The sequence below is a fragment of the Desulfobacterales bacterium genome, assembly GCA_029211065.1.
Lineage (GTDB): Bacteria > Desulfobacterota > Desulfobacteria > Desulfobacterales > JARGFK01 > JARGFK01.
In genome coordinates this window covers 1-2729 of the sequence record JARGFK010000228.1, presented here as the reverse complement: position 1 = coordinate 2729, position 2729 = coordinate 1, and the positions used below count along the sequence as shown (strand labels likewise).

At 43.4% G+C, this 2729-nt stretch carries 4 protein-coding genes; all 4 read right to left on the bottom strand.

Annotated elements, in window-relative coordinates:
* Nucleotides 1–225: 225 nt before the first annotated feature.
* Nucleotides 226–393 (bottom strand): hypothetical protein, encoded by a 168-nt coding sequence (locus P1P89_23055; protein ID MDF1594403.1) that lies wholly within the window; start codon nt 391–393, stop codon nt 226–228.
* Nucleotides 394–396: 3 nt separating this feature from the next.
* Nucleotides 397–1083 carry an NAD(P)-binding domain-containing protein gene (locus P1P89_23050; GenBank protein ID MDF1594402.1) on the bottom strand — a complete coding sequence of 229 codons (687 nt, stop codon included), beginning with the start codon at nt 1081–1083 and terminating at the stop codon, nt 397–399.
* 93 nt (nt 1084–1176) lie between these two features.
* Nucleotides 1177–2337 (bottom strand): UxaA family hydrolase, encoded by a 1161-nt coding sequence (locus P1P89_23045; GenBank protein MDF1594401.1) that lies wholly within the window; start codon nt 2335–2337, stop codon nt 1177–1179.
* Nucleotides 2338–2352: 15 nt separating this feature from the next.
* On the bottom strand, nt 2353–2640 hold the full coding sequence (locus tag P1P89_23040; GenBank protein MDF1594400.1) for a UxaA family hydrolase: 288 nt from the start codon (nt 2638–2640) through the stop codon (nt 2353–2355).
* Nucleotides 2641–2729 lie beyond the last annotated feature (89 nt).

Genomic DNA, 2729 nt, shown 5'->3' with positions numbered 1-2729 from the left:
AAGAGACCTTTGAAAAATTTGAATCTTGCATGAAAATTGATGAAAAGCTGTTTTTATTTCTTAAAACAAAAAGATTCAGGAAAAACGCTCAATTTTGTTTAAGTTCAAGGAAGGCGATCTTGCTAAGGCGGAATTAACCACCATCCTGTATGTTGAATGGAGCCGCATCGGCTTATCACGGTTTGTTGATTTCAATTACTTTGGTTGAGCACTTTCCCAAACCGGTCAAGGTGGTATTTCTCTGCTTTGGGTGACAGCCGCAATAATTTCTTCGAGAGAAAGTTTTGCTGACGTATCCTTCAAATGAGCGATTCTATGGAAAATGTCGGCAGCCGCCTCATGAAATTTGCCTGTAACCCCAATTCCATGAAAGGTTTCTGCAATCTCTTCCATTTCTCAAATATAGCGCCACGCCTTTGCAGTGGCTCCCTTGACTTTTTCAACAGCTTTTTCAGAAAAATCTGAATCATTCCTTGACCACTGCTGCTGCAATTCACCTCGAGCACCGTATAAATCTGCCACGGCAAGTATGGCACATAATAATGCTCGCGTACCTTTCGAGTATGCGGCAAAACACATCTTCAGTGCAGAGGCCTTCCCAACCTTCTCCCCCATTACAACAGTTTCAAGGGGACCCGCCGAAAAACAGGAAGCAACAACCGAAGCATCGTTCCCGGAAAGATAAATCCAAGTTTTGCCTGGGTTCCATGCTGGCGGGCCGATAATGCCGCCATCTACGAAAGATATGCCGGCAGCTGCCATCTTTTGACCAATCCGTATGGCCCTTTGGGGAGAAATCGCATTCGCATCAATATAAAACCCATTAAAACCGCAACTCGATACGTTGTTAGCAACATCTTCTGCAGCATGCGGCGGACAAACACTTATTATGAACGAACAGGTCTCACAAAGTTTTTTAAGGTTGTACGTGTCTAAAAGATTGAATTTTTCTGCCCTTGCAAGGGTATGCCGGCTTCGTCCTTCAGATGCCCAATAGACAGTGTGGCCCGTATTTTGTGCTGAGGCTGCTATTGATATCCCCATTTGACCCGGATGAAGGATGCCTATATTCAGCTTCGACATGGCATACTCTCAATTATGCATTACCTGAATATAAATTAAACTGTTCCTGCTAATTAATCCGCCCTGAAAAATAGGTGTTTCAGGGCGGATTAGTTAGAAACTGGCCCCGACAACACTAATAGTAGACTGGCTGATTCCGAATATTTCAGAAAAGGTCATCTTTCCGTTAGCCACATTTTGAATCTCTTTAAAAATCCTCTCTCCAGCATCTTCAATCGAAACTCCATTCGAGATGATATCGCTGACATCGATATCTATATCGTCTGAGCTTATTTGAACGGTATATGGGTTCCCCGTCATCTTGATGGTCGGGGTTACGGGATTAGCCGACGGATTGCCAAGTCCTGTATTGAAAACAATCAATTGAGCCCCGCCGGCAGCCAAACCTGTCATGGATTCACAGGCTGGTGCTGGCGTACTCATAAAATAAAAACCCGGAGCCCTGAAAGGAATTGCATCACAAAATCCCAGAACATCCTTCAGCGGTTTGTTGCCTGCCTTTTTGATAGCTCCAAGTGCTTTTTCCGCCAAAGTTGTAATGCCTCCTTTAATATTGTCTGCCGCTGGATTGCTTTCGCGAATGTCTGATACCCCCGCTGCTCTGGCAAGGTTCTCTATCTCCTTAACGGCTTTAAATACCTTGTCAGCGACTTCCCTGCTAACGGATCTTTTAGCCAAAATATGTTCTGCCCCGATGATTTCCCCCGTTTCCGACAGCACGACGGTTCCACCCGCATCCAGCAATCGATCGGCAGCGTTTCCAAGGGCAGGATTCCCGGATATCCCACTTGAAAAATCCGAACCACCGCATTCAACCCCAATAATCAAGTCGGATAGTGGATGAGCACTTCTTTGAACACCGGAGAGCTTTTTCACCATTTTAACGGCCGTTCGAATTCCTTGCTCAAGACATTTGAGTGAACTGCCAAGCTCTTGGAATACGATACATTCTACATCTTTCCCGGATGCCGAAATGGGTTCTGCCAGGGACATTGCGGATGGTTGATGCAAGCTGACCACGATAACTCCTCCCAAATTCGAATTATTACCCATTCCGGTTAATGCTTTAACCCGCATTTCATGATTTGTCCCCATCATCTTTCTGCCAAACAAGTCTGATATCAGTACGGTTCCTTGAACATTTTCGACAATCTTTCTAGCGAGCGGATTCACATTGTCCATTGCCGAAATAATTCCCACATAGTTTCGTATGCCTACGGAACCGTCCTTCCGCTGAAAACCTAAAAATTCCATTGACCTTATCTCCCTTTAATAATCCGTAACATTATGAACATGAACATGCTTTCCAACTGTGATTTCCGATTTTGCTTTCCCTATGATTTCGCCATATTTTATGATGGAAGTTTCTTTTAATATTTTTTTTAGGGAAACTTTATGCCCCAGCGGAATCTGATCCATAATCTTCAAAACCATTTCATCGTTATTATAGACTATATCGATCTCTTCACCTGGCTCTAGGCTACAGAGACAGACAGCCACATTGTCTTCAGGATTCATGATGATTAGTTTTTTCGTGACAGCTTTAACTTTGCTCAATTTTTACTTCCTTTCTTATTGTTTTTGAAATGACCATGGGTAAGTTATTTTTAATTGTTCGGACAGTTTCTGTAAATTGCTTAAGTTAG